The organism is Paenibacillus algorifonticola, from assembly GCF_000971975.1.
Classification (GTDB): domain Bacteria; phylum Bacillota; class Bacilli; order Paenibacillales; family Paenibacillaceae; genus Pristimantibacillus; species Pristimantibacillus algorifonticola.
In genome coordinates this window covers 1-2,744 of record NZ_LAQO01000083.1, presented here as the reverse complement: position 1 = coordinate 2,744, position 2,744 = coordinate 1, and the positions used below count along the sequence as shown (strand labels likewise).

1 protein-coding gene is annotated in these 2,744 nt (G+C 58.0%); it reads right to left on the bottom strand.

Going from position 1 to position 2,744, the window contains the following annotated elements; all coding sequences use genetic code 11:
* On the bottom strand, positions 1–2,744 hold a 2,744-nt coding region (locus WH37_RS32960; RefSeq protein WP_046234911.1), incomplete at both ends, for a condensation domain-containing protein.

Sequence of the window (2,744 nt, the reverse complement as noted above, 5' to 3'; positions counted from 1 at the left end):
TACCGTCGTTTCTGTGATCCCGTACATATTGATCAACTGCGTAGCCGGGTAACGCTTCCTCCAGTCCTTTAACTGCTGCGGCGCCAGCGCCTCTCCTCCGAAGATGACCTTTCGAAGACTTAGCGTCTGCCCGCTCTCCGCCAGCGCTTCGCGAAGCAGCTGGTAGAAATACGTCGGCGTCTGGTTCAGGATCGTGACCCCACGCTCCTTCAGCAGCTGCAGGAACTGTGCCGGCTGTTTCGCCGTCATCGGCGGCACAATCACCAGCTTGCCCCCGTACAGCAGCGCCCCGTACATTTCCCACACCGAGAAGTCGAAGCAGAACGAGTGGAACAACGTCCACGTATCGGATGAGCCGAAGTCGAACAGGTTCTTGCTGTTGAACAGCAGTCGGACGACGTTCTTGTGCGCGATCAAGGTGCCTTTCGGCTTGCCCGTCGTTCCCGAGGTATAGATCACATAGGCCAGATCGTTCGGCTGGTTAACCGAGACGAGGCTCGCGCTGTCCGCTGCGTAGGTCTGCTCGTCATCCAGAAGCAGGCAGACGCCCGCAAAGGTCGCTTTGTCCCGCAAATGCGCTTGCAGCAGCAGCACTCCGGCTCCCGAATCGTCCAGCATGTAGCGGATGCGCTCCTCCGGATACTCCGGATCGATCGGCACATACGCCCCACCCGCCTTCAGAATCGCGAGAATCCCGATCACCATGGAAGGGGAACGTTCAGCCATAATGCCCACCAGCTGATCCGCCCCTACGCCTTGGTTCCGCAGAGTACGTGCCAGACGATTCGCCCGCTCATTCAGCTCGCGGTACGTCAGCCGCTCGTCCTCGTACTCGACCGCGACTGCTTCCGGATGCCGCTCCGCCTGCTCCTCGAACAACACGTGAATCGTCTTCTCTCTCGGGTAATCCGCATCCGTATCGTTGAATACGGTAAGCAATTGAATCCTCTCTTCCGATGTCATCATATCCAGCGTTTCAAGGGTCGCCGACGGGGTCTGGATGACGGTCTCAATCAACCGGTCGAAGTGCTTCGCCAACCGTTCCGCCGTTTCCCTCGTGTATAACGCCGTCGTGTATTCGATGCCGCATGCCAGCTTGTCGGCATCCTCTGCGATTTCCAGCGTCAGATCAAACTTCGCTATAGACCGTTCGTTCGCGAAAGGTGCCAAGCGCAGCCCGTTGATAGCAAATTCCCCTTCTTCCACGTTTTGCATGACCAGAAGCGTGTCAAAGAGCGGATTGCGGCTTACGTCGCGAGACACCCGTACTTTTTCCACCAGTTCCTCGAACGGGTAATCCTGGTTTTCATAGGCCTGCATGGTCGTTTCTTGTATTTCCTTCAGGAAGGAGCGGAATGATTTCTCCCCTAACGGATAGCTGCGAATCGCCAGCGTGTTGACAAACATCCCGATCAGCGGCTCCAAATCGCCGTGACTTCTGCCTGCAATTGGCGAGCCTACGATGATGTCTTCTTGGCCGGAATATTTATGAAGCAGTGTGGTATAAAGGGCTAGAAGCACCATATACAACGTGGCCCCCGATTCAGCGGCAAGCTGCCGCAAGGCCGCACTCTTCCGCGCGTCGATCACGAACTCGTACGTGTCTCCTTTGAAGCTGCGGAATACAGGACGAGCGAAATCCGTCGGCATCTCGAGCACCGGAAGCTCCCCGCTGAACTGCTCCAGCCAGTACGCCTCCTGCCGCTTCATCCTATCCTTCTGCGACTCGGACTGCTGCCACACGGCATAATCCTTGTACTGAATGAGCAGAGGCGACAGTTCTTCCCCGCCGTACAAGCGGACAAACTCCGCCACCAATATCTCCATCGACACGCCATCCGAGATAATATGATGCATGTCGAACAGCAGAATGTGGCGGTTCTGCTCCAGCTCAATCAATCCGACCCGCAGCAGCGGAGGCTTCGTAAGGTCAAACGACCGAACAAATTCGCACACGAGCTCGTCGGCTTCCCGTTCGTTAGCGACCTGCTTGTACTCCACCGCAAAATCCACCTGCGGGTATATCCGCTGTACCGGCTCGCCGTCTACCAGCTCAAACCCGGTGCGCAGCGATTCATGACGCGCAATCAGAGCACGGAACGCCGCTTCGAACCATTCCCGGTCGAGTGCCCCTTCGAGCAGCATCGCTCCCGGCATGTTGTAGCTTTGCTCGGCTTCTTCCATCTGGTGCAAAATGTACATCCGTTTCTGCGTGGAGGATAAAGGATAATACTCCTGATCCCTAGCCACCGGAATGGAGGCATATTGCCGCTGCTCCATCCGGTTGATTGCTCCGGCCATTTCCTCGACCGTAGCGTGGCGGAACACGTCCCGCAGCGGCAGATCCACGTTTAGCTCCTTGTGGATCTTGCTGACCAGCGTAGTCGCCCGCAAGGAGTGGCCCCCGAGATCAAAGAAGTTGTCTCGAACGCCGACCTGCTCAGCCCCCAGTACCTCCTGCCAGATGCCTACTAGCTTCGCCTCCAGCGCTGTCCGTGGCGCGACATACTCCACACCACTCTGCCCGCCTTCCGGCGCCGGCAGCGCCTTGCGGTCGATTTTGCCGTTCGCGGTGAGCGGCAGCCTCTCCAGCTGCACAAAGTACGACGGGATCATATACCCCGGCAGCTCCTGCGACAACGCTGCTCTCAGCTCGCTTGCCTTCCGCTCATCCGCCGCCGTGTAGTACGCGCACAGGGCTTTCTCCCCTCCTGCGTCCTCTCGCACCACCACGACCGCTTCCC